This is a genomic window from Streptomyces roseifaciens, assembly GCF_001445655.1.
Lineage (GTDB): Bacteria > Actinomycetota > Actinomycetes > Streptomycetales > Streptomycetaceae > Streptomyces > Streptomyces aureoversilis.
Genome location: NZ_LNBE01000009.1, coordinates 1 through 22,615, shown reverse-complemented (window position 1 = coordinate 22,615; position 22,615 = coordinate 1). Strand labels below are relative to the sequence as shown.

The 22,615-nt window shown below is 70.1% G+C and carries 8 protein-coding genes and 1 pseudogene; 8 read left to right on the top strand and 1 reads right to left on the bottom strand.

The genetic code is table 11. The features are described 5' to 3' along the window. Positions 1-151 precede the first annotated feature (151 nt). The 7 genes from AS857_RS42500 (at position 152) to AS857_RS36555 (ending at position 9,765) form a co-directional block, all read left to right on the top strand. Entirely contained in the window at positions 152-1,027 is an 876-nt protein-coding gene (locus tag AS857_RS42500; RefSeq protein WP_144440935.1) for a hypothetical protein, read from the top strand. Positions 1,028-1,665: 638 nt separating this feature from the next. Continuing rightward, entirely contained in the window at positions 1,666-2,730 is a 1,065-nt protein-coding gene (locus tag AS857_RS36580) for an alpha/beta fold hydrolase (protein ID WP_058047804.1), read from the top strand. 11 nt (positions 2,731-2,741) lie between these two features. After that, positions 2,742-2,936: a hypothetical protein gene (locus AS857_RS36575; protein ID WP_058047817.1), complete on the top strand. Its 195-nt coding sequence runs from the start codon at positions 2,742-2,744 to the stop codon at positions 2,934-2,936. Between the two features lie 275 nt (positions 2,937-3,211). Then, positions 3,212-4,846: a ribosomal protection-like ABC-F family protein gene (abc-f, locus tag AS857_RS36570; protein ID WP_058047803.1), complete on the top strand. Its 1,635-nt coding sequence runs from the start codon at positions 3,212-3,214 to the stop codon at positions 4,844-4,846. A 295-nt stretch (positions 4,847-5,141) separates the two neighbouring features. Next, on the top strand, positions 5,142-5,702 hold the full coding sequence (locus AS857_RS36565; RefSeq protein WP_058047802.1) for a CGNR zinc finger domain-containing protein: 561 nt from the start codon (positions 5,142-5,144) through the stop codon (positions 5,700-5,702). A 106-nt stretch (positions 5,703-5,808) separates the two neighbouring features. After that, complete coding sequence (locus tag AS857_RS36560) at positions 5,809-6,414, top strand: TetR/AcrR family transcriptional regulator (protein ID WP_058047801.1); 606 nt, start codon at positions 5,809-5,811, stop codon at positions 6,412-6,414. Positions 6,415-6,606: 192 nt separating this feature from the next. Beyond that, a complete protein-coding gene (locus tag AS857_RS36555) occupies positions 6,607-9,765 on the top strand; it encodes an AfsR/SARP family transcriptional regulator (protein WP_245700797.1) in 3,159 nt (1,052 codons plus the stop codon). 41 nt (positions 9,766-9,806) lie between these two features. On the opposite strand, the pseudogene AS857_RS36550 reads toward AS857_RS36555, so the two are convergent. Next, positions 9,807-21,368: pseudogene (locus AS857_RS36550) on the bottom strand (amino acid adenylation domain-containing protein); the annotation flags it as partial. An 82-nt stretch (positions 21,369-21,450) separates the two neighbouring features. Between AS857_RS36550 and AS857_RS36545 the strand changes: the two are divergent. Next, positions 21,451-22,615 (top strand): AMP-binding protein (locus AS857_RS36545; RefSeq protein WP_476718239.1); only part of this gene is annotated, 1,165 nt, incomplete at its 3' end.

Genomic DNA, 22,615 nt, shown 5'->3' with positions numbered 1-22,615 from the left:
GACCCGGTTGCACGAACTGCACCTCAAGGCGGGAGCACCGTCCATCGCGCAGATCGTCAGAGAGACCCCGGAGGCGGAGCGGTACTCGCGTGCCGTGGTCCACGGGGTCCTGGCCGGTGCAGCCGTGCACCAACGGGACCAGGTGGCGTCCGTGGCCGCGACGTTGACCCGCCGCATCCGGCATGCGGACGTGGAGCAACTGGCCGACGAGATCTACGAGCTGTGGGAGGAAGCGTGGCAGGAGGAAGCCGGCCTGCCTGCGGACGACGCCCCCTCGCCGGATAACGAGGAGTGGGCCGAGTCCGCCGGTCCGTCGGCGCGACGCAGCCCGAACCTCCGCCTCGCCGACCTCTTCGCGCTCACGAATTGGACCAGGTCGGAGCTCGCGAGTATGGCGAACCGGCAGGCAACCGTCATGGGTCACCCCCATGTGGCGACCGATGTCTCCAGAGTAGGCCGCTGGATCGACAAGGGTGAGACACCACGGGATCCCATGCCCCGGGTGCTTGCCGTGCTGTTCACGGAACGGCTTGGTCGTGTGGTCTCCATGGAAGACCTCGGTTACGGTCACGTGGCGAAGAAGAACAGGCGTGCCTCGGAGGGTGGGCTGCCCTGGCCCGCCGAGCGGACAGCAAGTGTCCTCACCGAGTTCACTGGCAAGGATCTGGTACTCAACCGCCGTGGCCGCTTGGGGAGCGGCCCGTTGAGTATGAGGAGCGGCTCCGCGGTCATGGAACCGCTGCTGGCCCCGTTGCCTCGGCCGCGTCGGCCGGAGGAACCGAGATTGGCGCCGGGAGTCTGCCTGATGTGCGGCGGAGCCCCGGTCACGGGCAGCCCGCTGGCTCTGCCTGCGACCGGAACCGAACGGCTAGTCCTCCCGCCCTCGAGGGGGCGGCGCGAACGCTGCCTCGTCTGCGGAAATCCCTCCGAGGAGACAATGCTGCGCCTCCCCTCGGCACGCGGTGGGGTCTGCAGCACCTGCGCGCGAGGGCTTGGCCACGCGGCCCGGCGGGCGGACGGCGTGTAAGGCACCATCCGTCAGTGTCGCTGGGCGGATGGGTTCTTGTCACGGACGTGGGCCATCCACAGTGGCCCGAAGTACCCCGCCCCGTAGTCCTCCGCTATGCCGGCCGGGCTCCTTGCCCCTGGGGATCTCCACCAGGGTCTGGACGGTTTCCCAGCCCTCAGCGAGGGAGGGGTGGCGCTGGAGCAGGGTCTGGGTGACTCCGGAGGTCGGGTCCGTGGGGTCCGCGGCCCCATGGGGCCGGACGCTGCGGCCGTGACCGCCGGGGTGAGGGCGGTCACGCCGAGGGTGCCGGCGGCGGCTGCGCCTCCGTTACGGATCGGGGTGCGGCGGTCGATCATCATCGGGCTCCGTTCCGGGAGTCTTCAAGGAAGAACGATCGTTCTTTCTGCCCCGGTAGCGTGCGACCCTGCCGCGGGGGAGCGCAAGAGGAAGTCGCATCATTTTCGGACGACTTTGATGGTCAAACTCCCCTGGAGTGCGAGGACTTGGCGCCCATCACCTGTTTGACCGGTGACGCATGCTGTGCCACAGTCGTCTGGCACGCCCACGGCGGTCGCCGGGACCCCCGTGCGCGTGGATCTCCTGCGAGGCGCGGATCGCTCGCAGGCCGGCACTTCGAGACGCGCGGAGGGCTTCGCATGATCGACAGGCGTACGTTCGGCAGGGCTCTCGGCTTGGGTGCCGGTGGTGCGGTTGCCACGACACTGGTGGGACCGACGGGGCCGGCGCATGCCTCGGCCGCCACAGGGCAGCTGGCCGGTACGGCCGCCGCACCCGCGGCCGGTCCCCGTGGCCGTACCGCGTTCCCCCCGCTCAAGAAGGTCAGGGCCGGTCTGCTGGAGATCGGCTACGCCGAAGTCGGGCCGGCTCACGGGACGCCGGTCATCTGCCTGCACGGCTGGCCGTACGACATCCACAGCTTCGTCGATGTCGCGCCCCTGCTGGCGGCGGAGGGCTACCGAGTGATCGTTCCGTATCTGCGCGGCCACGGCACGACGCGCTTCGTCTCGCCACGGACCTTCAGAAACGGGCAGCAGTCGGCCCTCGCCCTCGACACCATCGCCCTGATGGACGCGCTGGGGCTGGAGAAGGCGGTGCTCGCCGGATTCGACTGGGGAGCGCGGACCGCCGATGTCATCGCGGCGCTGTGGCCCGAGCGCTGCAAGGCCCTGGTGTCGGTGGGCGGTTACCTCGTCATCAACCTCGAAGCGAACCTCCAGCCGCTGGCGCCGGTGACCGAGCACGCCTGGTGGTACCAGTACTACTTCTCCACGGAGCGGGGCCGGATCGCCATGGAGGACAAGGCCAAGCGGCACGACCTGACGCGGCTGGTCTGGGACACCGTGTCCCCGACATGGAACTTCGACGACGCCACCTTCGAGCGCACGGCCGCCGCCTTCGAGAACCCGGACTACGCCGCCATCGTCATCCACAACTACCGCTGGCGGCTGAGCCTCGCCGAGGGGGAACGGCGTTACGGGCCGTACGAGGAGCGGCTCGCCGCCCGGCCGGTCATCGCCGTGCCGACGGTGACGCTCGACGCCGAGCGCGACCCGTTCACGGTTCCGGGCGACGGGGACGCGTACCGGGACAGATTCGCGGGCGCGTACGACCACCGCGCCTTGAAGGGTATCGGCCACAATGTGCCGCAGGAAGCACCCGGGGCGTTCGCCCGGGCCGTCATCGACGCTGACCGACTCTGATGAGGCTGACGATGGAAGACCACAACACACAGGACAGCGGCTCGGCGATGCGCCACGCGCGGTTCGGCGCGCTGCCGGAGCGGATCGCCTACGAGGACATGGTCGAGACGAAGGAGGCTTCGCCGAGGGGCGCGGCGCGAGGCACCGGTAGCCCCGAAGGGGCGGGGAATCTGCTGTCCTGCCTGGCGTGGGACCTGGTGCTCTAAAGCGCTTGCGGGCGGCCGCACGGCGCCTGATACGGTGGCCGCGGCAGTGATCCTTCGTAGAGGAGTTCAGACATGGCGGGTGACGACGACATCTCCGGGTGATACCCGGATCTGATCGACCACCGGCAGGCGCACCCTTGGCAGTGCCGCCGTCGTGGTCATCTCGTCTTCCCCTCTTTCCCTGTCTCAGGGGCAGTACCTTTCGCGTGAAGGATTTCCGCACAGCGGTTTCCTCGCGGAGCGGCCTGCCCTCTTCTCCTCACGAGGTCATCCCCATGTCCGACGCTTCCGTCATCTGCTCCCAGCTCGCCTTCTCCTGGCCCGACGACACCCCTGTCTTCCAGGGCCTGTCCTTCACCGTCGGCGCCGGCCGTACGGGTCTCGTGGCACCCAACGGCTCCGGCAAAAGCACCTTGCTGAAGCTGATCGCCGGTGAACTGCGCCCCGCAACAGGGTCGTTGACCGTGAACGGCACGATCGGCTACCTCCCGCAGAACCTCCCCTTGACCGGTGAGCCGACGGTGGCCGAGGTCCTGGGTGTCGACGCGGTGATCCGCGCCATCGACGCCGTCGAGTCCGGCGATGTGAGCGAGGAGCACTTCACGGCCATCGGCGACGACTGGGACATCGAGGAGCGCACCCGAGCCCAGCTCGACCGGCTCGGCCTCGCCCATCTCGCCCTCGACCGGACCCTGGGCACGCTCAGCGGCGGCCAGATCGTCAGCCTCGGCCTGGCGGCGCAGCTGCTCAAGCGCCCCGACGTACTGCTGCTGGACGAACCGACCAACAACCTCGACCTCGAAGCCCGGCACAAGCTCTACGACGTGCTCTCGGACTGGAGCGGCAGTCTGCTGGTCGTGAGCCACGACCGGGCCCTGCTGGACCGCATGGAGCGCATCGCCGAACTCGACCGCGGTGAACTGCGCCTGTACGGAGGAAACTTCACCCAATACGAGCAGGCCGTACGGGCCGAGCAGGACGTCGCGGAGAAGAACGTACGCAACGCCGAACAGGAGCTGAAGCGGGAGAAGCGCGAGATGCAGCAGGCCCGGGAACGCGCCGAGCGCCGCGCGAGCAACGCCGCCCGCAACCTCAAGAACGCGGGCCTGCCGCGCATCTTCGCCGGGAACATGAAGCGCGGCGCCCAGGAATCCGCCGGCCGGGCGGGCCAGATGCACGCCACCCGCCTGAACGAGGCACAGGCCCGGCTCGACGACGCGGGACGCGCTCTGCGGGACGAGCAGCGGCTCGTCCTGGAACTGCCCGACACCGACGTCCCCGCCGGACGCACCGTCATCCTGGGCGAGCGGATGCAGATCCGCCGCGGCGAGCGGAACCTGTTCGCGGGGGACGGCGCCCACCTGACGATCCGCGGCCCCGAACGCATCGCGCTCACCGGCCCCAACGGCGCGGGCAAGACCACGCTGCTGCGGCTGATCGCCGGTGACCTCGCTCTGGACGGCGGGAACATCAAGCGTGCCGAGGGGCGGATCGCCTCCCTGTCGCAGCGCCTGGATCTGCTCGACCCCGACCGCACCGTGGCCGAGAACTTCGCGGAGTTCGCCCCGCACCGGCCTGAGGCGGAGCGGATGAACCTGCTCGCGCGCTTCCTCTTCCGCGGCCCCCGAGCACACCTGCCCGTGCGCGTACTCTCCGGCGGCGAACGCCTGCGCGCCACGCTCGCTTGCGTCCTGTGCGCCGAACCAGCCCCGCAGCTCCTGCTGTTGGACGAGCCGACGAACAACCTCGACCTGGTCAGCGCGGGCCAGCTGGAGAGCGCCCTGCAGTGCTACCGCGGCGCGTTCGTGGTGGTCAGCCACGACGAGCGCTTCCTCGAACGGATCGGCGTCGACCGGTGGCTGCGGGTCGCCGACGGCGAACTGACGGAGACAGGGGCACCGCACTCCTGAGCCGCTGACGTGCCGCCCGCGCCCACGCCCGAGGTACCCCAAGGATGCCCCAGGCCACGCGGAACCGCTCGACGCCTACGCCCGCCACCTCGAACACGCCCGGCAGGCGTCCCGCGCCTCGAGTTGGAGTCCGCGCTGGGTACGGGGCCCGGCGCGATCGTCCTGGCCGGCCACGACCGCCGGCTGCGGCGGCGCCGGCCGGGCCGCGAGCTCCGGCTGAACGCCACGGAGGGAGGCCCCGCCGTAACGGCTGACGAACCTTGCGAGCGCCATAGCCACCCGTCAAGATGGCGACGTGAACTTGGATCACGTCTTCGTGTGCGGCAATCCGGCCCTGGACTTCGCGGCCACGCTGCGGGCACGCCGCACGGCGCGATTCGAGATGTTCGCGGCGCCGGAACGCTTGGACGCGTGGTACGTGGAGTCCGGCATCGCCGACTCCGTCTCGCCCGCCCGGCAGGCCGACGTGGGGCGGGCGACGACCGTGCGGGAGGCCGTCTACCAGCTGATCACGGCGCGGCGCCTTGGCGCGGACTTCGACGACGAGGCGCTGGCCGCGGTCAACGACGCGGCCCGCAGGCCTCCCGCGGCACCGCAGCTGACCCACTCCGGCCGCTGGACGGCGGCGACGCAGCGAGAAGCGCTGTCCACCATCGCCCGGCACGCGGTGGAACTGCTGAGCGGCCCGGACGTACCCCTGCTCAAGGAGTGCGGCAACCCCGAGTGCACCCGCGTCTACATCGACCGCTCGCGCGGGCGACGGCGCCAGTGGTGCGGCATGGAGTCCTGCGGCAACAAGATCAAGGCCGCCGCGTACCGCGCCCGCAGGAGGACCGCCGTCACGTCCACGGGGTGACCGTGGCACCCGGCCTCCCTGCCGCATGCCCCTGAGGGGGTTCTCCTCCTGCCCTGAGCAGCCATGGCGCATCCAACCGGACGCGCTTCACACACAAGGAGGACATGTGTCGTTGACCCGTAAGGGCGCCGCGACCAAGCAGCGCATCGTCGAGGGAGCCGCCGAGGAGATCCGGAATCAGGGCGTATTCTCCCTGCGGCTCGAGGACGTCATGGATCGCACGGCGACCAGTAAGAGCCAGTTGTTCCACTACTTCCCCGGCGGGAAGGACGAACTGCTGCTGGCCGTGGCCCGGTACGAGGCGGCCCGGGTCATCGACGACCAGCAGCCGGAGCTGGGCTCTCTGACCAGCTGGGCCGCGTGGTGGCAGTGGCGGGACAAGGTCGTCGCCCGCTACCGCGAGCAAGGCGAGAACTGCCCGCTGCACGCGGCCGTATCCCAGCTGGGAACGGCCACGGACGCAGCGCGGACCGTGGCCCGCGAGCTCCTGCAGCGGTGGCAGGACCAACTCGCCGCAGGCATCCGCCACATGCAGGACATCGGCGAGGTGACCCCCGAACTGGACGCAGACCGCGAGGCCGCGGCCCTCCTCGCCGGAGTCCAGGGCGGCGTGATGATCCTCCTGACGACGGGCGGCATGGACCACCTGGAAGCCGCCCTGGACCAGGGCATCGCACGCCTGCGGGGCCTGCCCGCCCCAGCCTCCGCCTGAGGAGGCGCCCCCGCTGCGGTGGCCGAAAGCAGTCGCATCTCCGGATCGCGGCGCCGAGAAGCATGGCTTCTACAGATTCAACGTGGTCATATGGGGAAAAGGAGCCGTTCAACGGCTTATGCGTGATGGGCTATTGAGGGGTGTCCTGTGGTGGCAGTTGCGCTTGGGGCCCGTGTGCAGGTGCTCGGTCCGGTGCGATGGGTTCCTGCCGGGGGCTCGGCCGTCTCCCCGGGAGCGCCGGGGCCGCAGGCCGTGTTCGCCGCCCTGGCGCTGCGGGCCGGACACCTCGTCTCCGCCGACCAGCTGGTCGACGACCTTTACGACGACGAACCGCCCGTTACCGCACGCCGCGTGATCGTCAACTACGTCCACCGCCTGCGGTCGCGGATCGACGCCGCCGAGCCGTCCGCCGCCTCCGGCAGCGCGGCCACCGGCAGCGCGGCCACCGGCAGCGCGGCCACCGGCAGGCCCGGCGCGGCCCGGGCCGTCCGGGCGGAGGCAGCCCGTGCGGAGTCGGTCATCGAATCGGTCGCCGGCGGCTACCGGTTACGCATCCCGAGCGAGGCCGTCGACGCCCTGAGGTTCTGCGAACTGGTGGAGCAGGCCCGGCCGGCCATCGCGGGAGGAGCGCCCGAGACGGCCGTGACCATGCTGGAGGAGGCGCTGGGCCTGTGGCAGGGCTCGACGCTCGCCGGCGTGCCGGGCCCCTACGCCGACGCCCAGCGACGCGCCCTGGAGGAACAGCGGGCGACGGCCACCGAATGCCATCTGGAACTCATGCTCCAGTGCGGGCGGCACATGGCCGCGATCCCCGGCGTCCTCGCCGCCCTGGAGATCCACCCCTACCGGGAACGGCTGTACATCACGCTGATGCTGGCCCTGTACCGGTCCGGCCGCAGCGCCGAGGCCCTCGCCGCGTACGACCGGGCCCGGACGGTCTTCGCCGGGGAACTGGGCATCGACACGGGATCGGAGCTCAAGGAGCTCCATGCGGCGGTGCTGGCCGGGGATCCCGTGCTCCTGGAGGTCCCCGCCCCGGCACCGGTCGGCACCCGCAGGCCCGACCCGGCACCCGGCGCCGGCCGAGGGGCCGGCGACACCGTCCCCCGCCAGCTCCCGCCGCCGCCCGCCGACTTCGTCGGACGCGCCGATGAGAACGCCCGGCTGACCGGGGCGCTCACCGAAGGCGACGACCACGCCGTGGCCGTCGTCACCGGAATGGGAGGGGTCGGCAAGACCTCGCTGGCCCTGCGGGCCGCGCACGCCGTGGCATCGCACTTCCCCGACGGCCAGTTGTACGCCGAGCTGCGCGGAGCGGACGGCGCGCCGACCGATCCGGCGGACGTCCTGGAACGCTTCCTGAGCGCGCTGTCCGTCCCGCCCGGCCGCATCCCCCTGCGGGTCGACGACCGGGCAGCCCTCTTCCGCACCCTCGCCTTCGACCGGTCGATGCTGATCGTCCTGGACAACGCGGCCGGCGCCGAACAGGTCCGGCTCCTGCTGCCCGGTGCGCCGCACAGCGCCGTTCTCGTCACGGCGCGCACCCTCGCCTCCGTACCCGCCACGCTCCGGCTCCCCCTCGAAGGGCTCAGCGGCGCGGATGCCTTCGCCCTGCTGAGCCGGCTCGCCGGGCAGGACCGGATGGAGCGCGAACCGCAGTCGGCCTCGGCCCTGGCGCGTGCGTGCGGCCACCTGCCGCTCGCGCTGAGGGTCACGGCGGCCCGGCTGGCGGCCCGGCCGTCCTGGACGGTCGAGGAAATGGTCTCCCGGCTCTCGGACGAGGTCCGGCTGCTGCGCGAGCTCCGCGTGGAGGACCTGTCCGTCGAGGCGGCCTTCGAAGTGTCGTTCGCCCAGCTCAATCCGGAGCAGACCCGGGCGTTCCTGATGCTCTCCCTGCCGCACAGCCTCGACTGGGGCGTCTCGTCCGCGGCAGCGGTCCTGTGCCTGCCGGAGCTGGACGCCGAGACGGTCCTGGAGTCCCTCGTGGACGCCGCACTGCTGGAGTCGCCGGCTCCCGGCCGCTTCCGCTACCACGACCTGGTCGGCGTCTACGCCCGCTCCAAGGCGCACGCCGAACTGACCGATGACGAGCGCCTCGACGCCGTCCTCCGGGCGGTCGACCACGCCGCGGCCTGCATCGTCAACGCCGTGCGGGCCACCCACCCGCTGGGCGGCCCGCTGACGCGCGAAGCCCATCCACGACGCTCCCGGGGCGCCGACCTGAGCGTCCGGGCCGAAGCCGTCGAGTGGGTGCGCCGCGAGGTGCCGACACTCGCCGCACTGGCCGAACAGGCCGCGACCACCGGCTCCCCGGACGCCATCGCCCACGGCGTGGACATCCTCGCCCTGCTCCCCGCCTTCGAGGAGACGCTGCCCCTGGCAGTGGCGGTACGCGCGGCCACGGAGCTCGTACCCGCAGCCGAACGCTGGTGCGGCGAGGACGTGACCGGCACGGCCTACTACGCGGCCGGGGTGCTCCACCGCAACCGGGCCTCGTCCGCCCGCGCCGAGCACTACCTGACCCGGGTGCTCGACCACCTCGGAGACTCGCCCACCCTCACCGACGGCGTCCGGCGCTTCCTGTGCGTCCTGTTCGCCCTGTCGATGCTGTCCGACCTGCACCTGCAGTGCGGCCACTTCGAGTCCGCCCGCCGCTACGGCCTGCGAGCGGTGTCCCTGGCCGAGACGACGGGCGACCACGGACTCGTGCAGCGGAGGCGCACGGTCCTGCTGCGCATCGAGGTGCGCGACCCCCGCCGCCGCAGGGCCCTCACCCGTATCAGGGACGAATGCCGCGCCCTCGCAGCCGAGTTCACCGGGAGCGGCGACCACGAGTCGCTGTTCGCCGTACGCCTGGCGGAGGCCGAGAGCTACTCCCAGGAGGGGCGGTACGCGCACGCGGCGCGGCTGTACGGTGACGTCCTCGAGCGGATACGGGTCAGCGGCCGGATCCGAACCGAGGCGGAGTGCCGCTACCGGCTGGCCGAGACCCTGCTGGCCACGGGGGACACCGCCGCCGCGCTGGAGGAGGCGTCCCAGGCTCTCTCCGCATCCCTCCTGGCACAGGAGAACCTGCTCATGGCGCGCAGCCACCGGGTGCTCGGCAGGGCCCTGCGCGCGGTCGGGGACGGGGCGGCGGCGGAACACTTCGTCAAGGCGGCCGGTCTCCAGTACGAACTGGGGCTCGACACCGCCGGAGACGAAGCGGGCCACCGCCCGGCCCCGGCCCCGGACCCGGCCCCGGCCCCGGGAATCCGCTTCGACCGTAACCCGGGACTCCGCCTCGACGGTGACCCGGGGTACCACTTCGACGGTGACCCGGGATACCGCCCCGGGCCGTCGGCCGGCTGACCGGACGGGCCGGCCGGCCGACGGCACCGCCGCCCGCCTCGCTACGCCTGCCCTTCCCCGCCGCACCAGGCGGCGACGACCGGGCCGATGCCGGCCAGGTGAACGGGCCGGGTCAGCTCACCGTGGAGCCCCGCCACTTGGTGTACGTGCACCCTCCCTGTCACGTGTGCCGCCCACGCGTCGGGCCGCAGCGCCCCCTCCGGCTTCCCCTCGGTGGCCTCGATCAGGAGGACGTCCCCCCGGAACGTGCGGGGCGTGAAGGCGTCCTGCATCGCCGCGTTCTCCGTGAAGACGCGCGTCACCGCCTCCAGCTTCCCTGCGCCCAGCAGCGCGAGCGGGCTGCCGGGCTCCGCGGCCGCGTCCGGATCGTGGCCCAGCGACTCGAAGACCGCCCGGACGGCGGCGGGGTCCCGGGGGTCCTGCAGGCCCGGAAGGTCCGGGCCCGTAGCGGCGGGGGCGGCGGGAGTGCTGGGAGCACCGAGAGCGCCGGGAGCGCCGGCGGGACCGTTCGGGTAGCTGTCCATCAGGACGAGGGCCGACACCTCCTCGCCCTCCTCCTGGAGGCGGACGGCCAGCTCGTGCGCCACGATGCCCCCGAAGGACCAGCCGAGCAGCGCGTACGGGCCGTGCGGCTGCACGGACCGGATCGAGGCCAGGTAGTCCTCCGCCATCTCCTCGATGCTCCGGGGCGCCGCAGCCTCGTCGGTGAGACCACGGGCCTGGAGGCCGTAGACGGCCCGGCTCCGATCCAGGTGACGCAGCAGCCCGGAGTAGACCCAGCTGATGCCGGCCGCGGGATGGATGCAGAAGAGCGGCGCGGATGCCGTGCCCCCGTCGTCCCCGCCGTTCGTCCCCTTGCGCAGGGGCAGCAGCACGGAGAGCGGGTCGTGAGCACTCCCGACGGCGCCCCCGGCGGCCAGCCGTTCGGCCAGGCCCGCGACGGTCGGCGCGTCGAACAGGTCACGGATGCCGATCTCCGCGCCGAGCGCCGTACGGGCCCGGCTGACCAGCTGGGCAGCCTTGAGGGAGTGCCCGCCCAGGAGGAAGAAGTCGTCATCGATACCGACGGCCGGGATCGACAGGACCTCGGCGAACACCTCGCACAGCACCCGCTCCTCGACGGTCCGCGGACCGCGCCCGCCCGGCTCGCCCCCGGCCTCCGGCGCCGGCAGCGCGCGGTGATCGAGCTTCCCGTGCGGGGTCATGGGCAACGCGTCCAGGACGACGACCGCGCCGGGAACCATGTGCCGCGGCAGCAGCCCGGACAGGTACCGGTGCAGATCAGCCGCTCCGACCGCGGGCGCAGTGTCCTGCCCGGGGACGGCGTAGGCGACGAGTCGTACGTCGCCGGGTCGGTCCTCACGGGCGATGACGGCGGCCTGGACGACGGCTTGGTGGCCGGTGAGGGCGGCGGCGATTTCGCCGGGTTCGATGCGGAAGCCGCGGATCTTGATCTGGTCGTCGGCGCGGCCTATGTATTCCAGGACACCGTCGGTGGTCCAGCGGGCGAGGTCTCCGGTGCGGTACATGCGCTCGCCCGGGGCACCGAAGGGGCAGGCGACGAAACGCTCCGCCGTCAGACCCGGACGGTTCACGTAGCCGCGGGCAAGACCCGCGCCCGCGATGTACAGCTCGCCGACCACACCGGCAGGCACCACGCCCAGCCCCGCATCCAGCACATAGGCCCGGTGGTTGCCGAGCGGCCGGCCGATGACCGGGCGCTCGTGCCCGCCCACCCGTGCGTACGTGGTGTAGACCGTGCACTCGGTGGGGCCGTAGGTGTTGTACGTGACCGTGCCCGACGCCCGGCCGAGCTCCGACCACAGCGCCTCGTCCACTGCCTCGCCGCCGATCTCCAGGAAGGATGGGCGGGAAGGCCGGTCGTCCGCGAGCAGCCCCAGCTCCAGCAGCTGTCGGCAGTACGTCGGCGTCATCTCCATGTAATCGATGCCCGCCGCCGCGGCGTACGCGACCAGAGCCTCGGGCGAACGGCGCGTCTCGTCGTCCACGAGGTGCAGCTCATGACCGGCCACCATCCACAGCAGCGGGCTCCACGCGGCGTCGAAGGTCGTCGCCCCCGTCAGCGCGGCCCGGAGGGGACGCCCGCCCGGAACGGCCGGCGCATCCGCGTACACAGCACCGACGTGCTGGTGGAAGAGGTTGGTCAGGGCCCGGTGCTCGACCAGTACGCCCTTCGGGCGGCCCGTCGACCCCGACGTGTAGACGATGTACGCAGGGTCGCCGGGGCGCAGCGGCGCGGCGCGCTCGCCCGGCGCGAGGTTGCCGTCCGGCTGCCGGGATACGGCGCCGCGGACGGAGGGGTGGTCCAGCCGCAGCACCACGGTCGGCTCCCCGGGAACCGGTGTCAGCCTCTCGGCCCCGCGGACGTCGGTGAGCAGGACGGACGGCACGGCATCGGCCAGCATCAGCCCGATGCGGTCGGCCGGGTACTCCGGATCGACCGGGACGTAGCAGGCACCGGCCTTCATGACGGCCAGCAGTGCCACGACGAGCTCGGCCGAGCGCGGCAGCAGCACCGCCACAGGGTCACCGGGGCCCACCCCCGTGCCAAGCAACAAACGGGCCAGCCGGTTCGCCCGCGCGTTCAGCTCCACGAAGGTGACGGCCGTACCGTCGGCCACCAAGGCGGTTGCCCCCGGCGCCCGCCGGGCATGGCCCTCGAACACCTCGGGCAGCAGCCGGGCGTCCGGCAGGGCGCGAGCGGTGTCGTTCCAGCCGGTGACGATACGGTCCCGCTCGCCGGCACCGAGCAGCTCGACGGCGCCGATGGGAGAGTCCGGATCCGCCGCCGCGCCTTCGAGGATCAGCCGCAGCCGGTCCGCCATCGACCGGGCGGTCGCCCGGTCGAACAGGTCCGCGGCGAAAGCCACCGAACCGCTGATACCCGTCGGAGCCCCGGCAGAGTCGCGCCCCTCGGAGAAGGTGAAGTCGAGGTCGAACTTGGGCGCGCCCACGCCGAACGGCTCGGCTTCCAGGGTCAGGCCATCAAGGCCGATGGTTCCTTCGGTGTTGTTCTGGAGGACGAGCATGGTCTGGAAGAGCGGGTGGCGTGAGCCGGCCCGGTCGGGGTTGATCGCTTCTACGAGGCGTTCGAAGGGGATGTCCTGGTGGGCGAAGGCGCCGAGGTCGGTGTCGCGGACGCGTGCGAGGAGTTCGGTGAAGGCGGGGTTGCCGGATGTGTCCGTGCGGAGGACGAGGGTGTTGACGAAGAAGCCGACGAGGTCGTCGAGTGCTTCGTCGGTGCGTCCGGCGACGACCGTGCCGAGGGGGATGTCGGTGCCGGCCCCGAGGCGGGTCAGGAGTGCGGCGAGACCGGCTTGCAGCACCATGAAGAGGGTCACGCCTTGCCTGCGGGCCAGGTCGTCCAGACGGGTGTGAAGGTCGGCATCGAGCGCGAACTCCACCAGCCCGCCTTCGTGACTGGGTGCGGCAGGGCGTGGGCGGTCGGTCGGGAGTGCCAGTTCCTGGGGTGCGCCGGAGAGTGTCTTCGTCCAGTAGGCGAGCTGGTCGTCGACGATTTCGGTGAGCAGGTCCCGCTGCCAGAGGGTGTAGTCGGCGTATTGGACAGGCAGTGGCTGCCAGTCTGGGGGGTTTCCTGTGGAGCGTGCTTGGTATGCGGTGGTGAGGTCGTTGAGGAGTGGGCGTTCGGACCAGCCGTCGCTGGCGATGTGGTGGAGGGCGAGGACGAGTACGGATTCGGGTTCGGGTTCGGGTTCGGTTGTGTTGCTGAGGGTGAGCAGTGTGGCTCGGAGGGGGATCTCCGTCTCCAGGTCGAACTGGGTGAACGCTGTTTCCGAGATGCGTTCTGCGAGCTGTTCCTCTGTGCACTCCGCCACGGTGAGGTCCAGATGTGCCTCCTGGGGAGACAGCACGTGTTGCCGGGGTTGGCCGTTGGTGGTGGGGAATGTGGTGCGGAGTGCTTCGTGTCGGGTGATGACGTCGTTGATGGCTGCTTGCAGGGCCGGCAGGTCGATATGGCCGTGGAGTCGGTAGGCGAAGGGTGCGTTGTAGGTGGCTTGCTTCTCGAAGCGTTCGAGGAACCACAGGCGGTGCTGGGCGGAGGAGAGCGGCAGTGTGTCGGGGCGTTCTGTGGGGCGGAGTGCTGTGCGTGCGGTGGCTGCGCCGTCGAGTCGCTGTACGAGGCCGGCGACGGTCGGAGCGTCGAAGAGGTCGCGGATGCCGAGTTCTGCGCCGAGCGTGGTGCGGATGCGGCTGATGAGGCGCGTGGCCAGCAGCGAGTGCCCACCCAGGACGAAGAAGTCGTCATCGACACCGACGGCCGGGATCGACAGAACCTCCGCGAAGATCCCGCACAGGATCTCCTCCCTTACGGAACGCGGCCCGCGACCACCCACCTCACCTCGGACCTCGGGTGCGGGGAGGGCGTGGCGGTCGAGTTTGCCGTTCGAGGTGAGGGGCAGTGCGTCGAGGAGGACGACTGCGCTGGGAACCATGTGGCGGGGGAGCAGGGCGGCTGTGTAGCGCCGAAGTTCTTCGGGGCCGGGTGTGTGGTGCCCGGCGGGGACGGCGTAGGCGACGAGTCGTACGTCGCCGGGCCGGTCCTCACGGGCGATGACGGCAGCCTGGACGACGGCTTCGTGGCCGGTGAGGGCGGCGGCGATTTCACCGGGTTCGATGCGGAAGCCGCGGATCTTGATCTGGTCGTCCGCGCGGCCGATGTATTCGAGTGTTCCGTCGGTGGTCCAGCGGGCGAGGTCTCCGGTGCGGTACATGCGCTCACCCGGAGCGCCGAAGGGGCAGGCTACGAATCGCTCAGCCGTCAGACCCGGACGGCTCACGTACCCTCGCGCCAGTCCCGCGCCGGCGACATAGACCTCGCCTACGACGCCTGCCGGGACCGGATGCAGTCTGCTGTCCAGGACATAGGCGCGCTTGTTGCCCACGGGGCGGCCGATGGGGAGTCGGCTTGCTGCGAGGTCGTCGGTGGTGATGGTGTGGCAGGTGGTGAAGCCCATGCTTTCGACGGGTCCGTATCCGTTGCCCACGTGCAGGTCGGGGAAGAGCTGCAGGATCTTTGCCACGTGGGCGACCGATCCGGCTTCTCCGCCGGTGAAGGCGATGCGTACGCCGCGGAAGGCGTCGGGGTATTCGTCGACGAGGTGGTTGAAGAGACTCGCGGACAGCTGGAGCATGGTGACGCCATGCTCGGCGACCAGGCGCTCGATGCCGATCGGCTCGGGACTTTGTCCGGGCTGGAGGACGCACGTCGCGCCGTGCAGCAGCGCACCGAACAACTCCAGTGCGAAGCCGTCCCAGGACACGGGCGAGCATTGCAGGAACACTTCGTCCGGGCCGAAGTCGGCGTAGTCCTGGCCGAGGTAGGTGCCCAGCAGGGCACCGTGCGAGGTGGCGACACCCTTGGGGCGTCCCGTCGAACCCGACGTGAACATCACACACGCCACATCATCCGCACACACATCACGGATCCGGGCCGTGCCGGGGCGTTCGGTCAGCGCATCGACGCACACGGTCGCGGTACCGAGAGCAGAGACCGCCTCATGGAGTCCGATGCGGGTGATCACCAACGGCACGTCGGCCTCGGAGAGGACACTCGCCACACGTTCGGCGGGGAATTCCGGGTCCAGCAAGGTGTATCCGGACCCGGCCTTGAGGGTGGCCAGGAGTGCCGCCACCATGTCCACCCCGCGCTCAAGGTGGATGCCGATGACCGCGCCCGCATCCACGAGCCAGGGTACGAGCCGGTCGGCCCGCTCGTTCAGCTCCGCGTACGTCACGCGCTCGTCTCCGAAGACCAGCGCAACGGCGTCGGGAGCGTGCCGTGCCTGTTCCTCGAACACCTCGTGGAGCGTCCGGTCCAGCACTCCCGGCGCCACCCGGTCCGTGTCATTCCACACCGACACGATCGTGTTCCGCTCGTCGGCGCCGAGCAGCTCGGCCGATCCCACGGTCGCCTCGGGGTCAGTGGCAGCACCGGTCAGCAGACGAACGAGCCGATCGGCCATCGCCTGCGCCGACGACTGGTCGAAGAGATCCGTCGCGAACAACAGCTCCCCCCGGATTCCGGACGGAAGGCCGGCAGCATCCTGCTGCTCCACGAAGGCGAAGTTCAGGTCGAACTTCGCCGGAATCGAACCGACCGACTCCGACTCCACGGTCAGGCCGTCCAGCTCAATGCTTCCTTCGGCGTTGTTCTGGAGCACGAGCATGACCTGGAAGAGCGGGTGCCTGGCCGCTGACCGCTCCGGATTGATTTCCTCGACGAGGCGTTCGAAGGGGATGTCCTGGTGGGTGAAGGCGGCGAGGTCGGTGTCGCGAATGCGCGTGAGGAGTTCGGTGAAGGCCGGATCACCGGATACGTCCGTGCGGAGGACGAGTGTGTTGACGAAGAATCCGACGAGGTCGTCCAGGGCCTCGTCCGACCGTCCGGCGACGACGGTGCCGAGGGGGATGTCGGTGCCAGCTCCGAGCCGGGACAGGAGTGCGGCGAGGCCTGCCTGCAGCACCATGAAGAGGGTCACGCCATGCCGGCGGGCCAGGCTCTCCAGGCGGGCGTGCAGGCCGGCATCGAGCTCGAACTCCACCAGACCGCCCTCGTGGCTCGCCACAGGAGGCCGGGGGCGGTCCGTAGGGATGTCCAGCTCCTGGGGCATACCTGACACGGTCCGCCGCCAGTAGGCGAGCTGGTCGTCCAGCACCTCGCCCAGGAGTTCCTCGTGCCAGAGGGTGTAATCGGCGTACTGCACCGGCAACGGTTCCCAGGCCGGAGCCTCACCTGCGCACCGGGCCCGGTACGCCGTGGCCAAGTCCTCGAACAGTGACCGCTCGGACCAGCCGTCGCTCGCAATGTGGTGCAGCGTGAGGACGAGCATGGACTCGCTCTCACTGAGGCGGAGCAGCGCGATTCGAATCGGTATCGCCGTCGTCAGATCGAACGCCGCGAATGCCGCCTCCGCAATCCGCTCCGCGAGCTGCTCCTCCGTGCACTCCAGCACTGTGAAGTCCACGTGCAAGTTCTCGGTGTCCAAGACCAGCTGCTGCGGTTCGCCCTCGACTGTGGGGAAGGTCGTGCGGAGTGCTTCGTGGCGGGTGACGACATCCGTTACTGCGGCTTGGAGGGCCTGCACGTCGATATGGCCGTGGAGTCGGTAGGCGAAGGGTGCGTTGTAGGTGGCTTGCTTTTCGAAGCGTTCGAGGAACCACAGGCGGTGCTGGGCGGACGACAGTGGCAGTACCTCGGGACGTACTCGTGCCGTGAGCGCTGTGCGGGTGTCGTCTGTTGCTGTGCGGAGCCGCTGGGCGACTCCGGAGACGGTGGGGTTGCGGAAGAGGTCGCGGATGCCGAGTTCTGCGCCGAGGACGGTGCGGATGCGGCTGATGAGGCGTGTGGCGAGGAGGGAGTGTCCGCCGAGGGCGAAGAAGTTGTCGTCCGTGCCGACGACGGGGGTGTCGAGTACCTCGGCGAAGAGACCGCAGAGGATTTCCTCCTGTGCCGAGCGCGGGCCACGGGCACCCGGCCGCTCGGACCGCTCAGCCTTCGCCTCGTCCTCGGCCTCGGCAACCGCGAGTGCGGACCGTGTCTGCTCGGCTCGTGCCAGGCAGGCCCGTTCCGCCTCCACCGACTCGAAGAGCTGCAGCGATCCGATGGGGGAGTCCGGATCCGCCGTCGCGGCTTCGAGGGCCAGCTGCAGCCGATCCGCCATCAGCTGTGCGGTCGCCCGGTCGAACAGGCTCGTGGCAAACAGCACCGTTCCCCTGATGCCGATGGGGATCCCGGAACTGTTGCGGTCTTCCACGAAAGTGAAGTCGAGGTCGAATTTCGAGGGGACCGATCCGAAGGGCTCGGCTTCCACGGTGAGCCCGGGGAGATCCAGCTCGCCTTCGGTGTTGTTCTGGAGGACGAGCATGGTCTGGAAGAGCGGGTGGCGCGAGCTGGTCCGGTCGGGGTTGATCTCCTCGACCAGTCGCTCGAAGGGGATGTCCTGGTGGGCGAAGGCGCCGAGGTCGGTGTCGCGGACGCGTGCGAGGAGTTCGGTGAAGGCGGGGTTGCCGGATGTGTCCGTGCGGAGGACGAGGGTGTTGACGAAGAAGCCGACGAGGTCGTCCAGGGCCTCGTCCGACCGGCCGGCGACGACGGTGCCGAGGGGGATGTCGCTGCCCGCGCCCATACGGGAGAGGAGGGTGGCCAGGGCGGCCTGCAGGACCATGAAGAGGGTGGCGCCGTGGCGGCGGGCCAGGTCGTCCAGGCGGGTGTGCAGGTCGGCGTCGAGCGCGAACTCCACCAGCCCGCCTTCATGGCCGGCTACGGCAGGGCGCGGGCGGTCGGTCGGGAGTGCCAGTTCCTGAGGCGCACCGGAGAGCTCCTCCGCCCAGTAGGCGAGCTGATCGTCCAGAACCTCGTCCAGGAGTTCCCGCTGCCAGAGGGTGTAGTCGGCGTACTGGACCGGCAGTGGCTGCCAGTCTGGGGGGTTTCCTGTGGAGCGTGCTTGGTATGCGGTGGTGAGGTCGTTGAGGAGTGGTCGTTCGGACCATCCGTCGCTGGCGATGTGGTGGAGGGCGAGGACGAGTACGGATTCAGGCTCGGGTTCGGGTTCGGTTGTGTTGCTGAGGGTGAGCAGTGTGGCTCGGAGGGGGACCTCCGATTCCAGGTCGAACGGGGTGAACGCTGTTTCCGAGATGCGTTCTGCAAGCTGTTCCTCTGTGCACTCCGCCACGGCGAGGTTCACGTAGGCGGCATCCATATCGAGGATGTGCTGCCGGGGTTGGCCGTTGGTGGTGGGGAAGGTGGTGCGGAGTGCTTCGTGGCGGGTGATGACGTCGTTGATGGCCGCTTGCAGGGCCGGCAGGTTGACCTGGCCGTGGAGTCGGTAGGCGAAGGGCGCGTTGTAGGTGGCTTGTTTCTCGAACCGTTCGAGGAACCAGAGGCGGTGCTGGGCCGAGGAGAGCGGCAGGGTGTCGGGGCGTTCTGCGATGCGGAGTGGTGTGCGTGCGGTGGCTGCGCCGTCGAGTCGCTGTACGAGGCCGGCGACGGTCGGAGCGTCGAAGAGGTCGCGGATGCCGAGCTCTGTGCCCAGTGTGGTGCGGATGCGGCTGATGAGGCGTGTGGCGAGGAGAGAGTGTCCACCGAGGTCGAAGAAGCTGTCGTCGACGGTGATGTCCTGGACGCCGAGGATTTCGGTGAACAGGCCGGTCAGGGTCTGTTCCTGCTCGGTTCGCGGCTGACGTCCTTCGGCCGATGCCGCGTATTGGGGTGCGGGAAGAGCACGGCTGTCGAGCTTGCCGTTCGAGGTGAGAGGCAGGGCGTCGAGAAGGACGATTGCGGCGGGGACCATGTGGCGGGGGAGCAGCGCGGCGATGTAGCGGCGTAGTTCCGCCGGGTCGGGATTCTGCTGCTCGGCGGGGACGGCGTAGGCGACGAGTCGTACGTCGCCGGGCTGGTCTTCTCGTGCTGTGACGGCGGCCTGGACGACGGATTCGTGGCCGGTGAGGGTGGCGGCGATTTCGCCGGGTTCGATGCGGAAGCCGCGGATCTTGACCTGGCTGTCGGCGCGGCCGATGTATTCGAGGACACCGTCGGCGGTCCAGCGGGCGAGGTCTCCGGTGCGGTACATGCGCTCACCCGGAGCGCCGAAGGGGCAGGCTACGAATCGCTCAGCCGTGAGACCCGCACGATTGACGTAACCACGAGCCAGTCCCGCGCCGGCGACGTAAAGCTCGCCCACAACGCCGGCCGGCAGCAGGTGGAGACCACTGTCCACGACGTAAGCACGCTTGTTGCCGATAGGGCGGCCGATGGGCAGCTGCGTCCCGGTCAGGTCGTCGGTGGTGATGGTGTGGCAGGTGGTGAAGCCCATGCTTTCGACGGGTCCGTATCCGTTGCCCACGTGCAGGTCGGGGAAGAGCTGCAGGATCTTTGCCACGTGGGCGACCGATCCGGCTTCTCCGCCGGTGAAGGCGATGCGTACGCCGCGGAAGGCGTCGGGGTATTCGTCGACGAGGTGGTTGAAGAGACTCGCGGACAGCTGGAGCATGGTGACGCCGTGCTCGGCGACCAGGCGCTCGATGCCGATCGGCTCGGGACTTTGTCCGGGCTGGAGGACGCATGTCGCGCCGTGCAGCAGCGCACCGAACAACTCCAGTGCGAAGCCGTCCCAGGACACGGGCGAGCATTGCAGGAACACTTCGTCCGGGCCGAAGTCGGCGTAGTCCTGGCCGAGGTAGGTGCCCAGCAGGGCACGGTGCGAGGTGGCGACACCCTTGGGGCGTCCCGTCGAACCCGACGTGAACATCACACACGCCACATCATCCGCACACACATCACGGACCACGGTGTTGCTCGGCTTGTCGGGCAGTGCATCGACACACACCGCCGACACGTCAAAGCGGGTGAGCGCATCAGAGAGACCGGTGCGTGTGAGCACCGTGCGCACGCCGGCTTCGGCGAGGACGCCTGCCACCCGTTCGGCCGGGAACTCCGGGTCCAGCAGGGTGTATCCGCCACCCGCCTTCAATACGGCCAGCAGGGCGACCACCATGTCCACCCCGCGCTCCAGGCGGACACCCACCACCGCGCCTGCATCCACCAGCCACGGCACGAGCCGGTCAGCCCGCTCGTTCAGTTCGGCGTAGGTGACACGTAGGTCTTCGAAGATCAGAGCTGTGGCGTCCGGTGCCCGCTTCGCCTGCTCTTCGAACACCTCGTGGAGCGCCCGGCCCAGAACTCCCGGCGCCACCCGGTCCGTGTCATTCCACACCGACATGATGCGACGCTGCTCACCAGCGTTCAGCAATGAGAAGGAGCTGATGGGAACCGCGGGGTCCGCGGCTGCTCTTGTCAGCAGGCGCGCCAGGCGATCCGCCATCGACTGTGCCGAGGAACGGTCGAAGAGCTCCGTCGCGAAGAGCAGTTCTCCGCGGATGCCCATCGGGTGGCCAGCGCTGCTCCGCTCCTCCGTAAAAGTGAAGTTCAGGTCGAACTTGGCCCGGGTCTCATCGACCCATTGAGGCTCGGCCGTCACTCCGGGCAGCTCGAGCCGGCCTTCCGCGTTGTTCTCCATGACCAGCATGGTCTGGAAGAGCGGGTGCCGTGCCGCCGCCCGGTCGGGGTTGATCTCCTCGACCAGTCGCTCGAATGGCACGTCCTGGTGGGCGAAGGCTGCGAGGTCGGTCTCCCGGACCCGTGTCAGCAGCTCACCGAACGCAGGGTCGCCGGACACGTCCGTGCGGAGTACGAGTGTGTTGACGAAGAAGCCGACGAGGTCGTCCAGGGCCTCGTCCGAGCGTCCCGCGACCACCGTGCCGAGGGGGATGTCGGATCCGGCGCCGAGCCGGGACAGAAGTGCGGCAAGACCTGCCTGCAGCACGATGAAGAGGGTCACGCCGTGCCTGCGGGCAAGATCGTCCAACTGCGCGTGCAGCTCGGCGTCCAAGTCGAAGTGGACGACGCCGCCCTGGTGACCGGCGACTGCCGGCCGTGGGCGGTCGGTCGGAAGGTCGAGCTCCTGCGGGGCGCCGGAGAGCGCGTCCCTCCAGTAGGCGAGCTGATCGTCGAGCACCTCGCCCAGGAGTTCCTGGTGCCAGAGGGTGTAGTCCGCGTACTGCACCGGCAACGGCTCCCACGCCGGAGCCTCACCCGCACACCGGGCCCGGTGTGCGGGTGAGGCTCCGGCGTGGGAGCCGTTGCCGGTGCAGGCCGAGGCGGACCTGCCGGACCGGCCCGCGCCGGCCATCGAGGGCATCGCGTACTTCACGGTCTCCGAGCTCCTGCAGGGCGAGCTTCACCTCGCCGTGCGCGTCGTCGACCATCCGGGCGGCCGCCTCCGGGTCCTCCTCCAGCTCCCACACCCGCTCCGCGAGCCCGGCCAGCCCGCTGCCCCCGGCCGTGGACGCCCCGCCGCGGCCGTCGTCGCCCTGCTGGCCGTATTGAAGGCCGGTGCCGGATACACCTTGCTGGACCCGGAGTTCCCGGCCGAACGGGTGGCAGGTGTCCTCGCCGAAGCCGGCGTGCGCACGGTGGTCACGCGTACGGGACTCAGCGACGCGATCTCCGCATCCGCTCCGGGGGTGTCGGCGGTGTGTGTCGACGCCCTGGCCGATGCGCCGAGCGCGGTCATGGCCCGTGTGCGTGATGTACGTGATGTGTGTGATGTACGTGCGAATGATGTGGCGTGCGTAATGTTCACGTCCGGCTCGACGGGACGCCCCAAGGGTGTCGCCACCTCGCACCGTGCCCTGCTGGGCACCTACCTCGGCCAGGACTACGCCGACTTCGGCCCGGGCGAAGTGTTCCTGCAATGCTCGCCCGTGTCCTGGGACGGCTTCGCACTGGAGTTGTTCGGTGCGCTGCTGCACGGCGCGACATGCGTCCTCCAGCCCGGACAAAGTCCCGAGCCGATCGGCATCGAGCGCCTGGTCGCCGAGCACGGCGTCACCATGCTCCAGCTGTCCGCGAGTCTCTTCAACCACCTCGTCGACGAATACCCCGACGCCTTCCGCGGCGTACGCATCGCCTTCACCGGCGGGGAAGCCGGATCGGTCGCCCACGTGGCAAAGATCCTGCAGCTCTTCCCCGACCTGCACGTGGGCAACGGATACGGACCCGTCGAAAGCATGGGCTTCACCACCTGTCATACCGTCACCACCGACGGCCTGACCGGGACGCAGCTGCCCATCGGCCGCCCCATCGGCAACAAGCGCGCGTACGTGGTCGACGACAACCTGCGTCTCGTACCCGCCGGCGTGGCCGGTGAGCTGTATGTCTCCGGTGCCGGTCTGGCTCGTGGTTACGTCAATCGTGCGGGTCTCACGGCTGAGCGTTTCGTCGCCTGCCCCTTCGGCGCTCCGGGTGAGC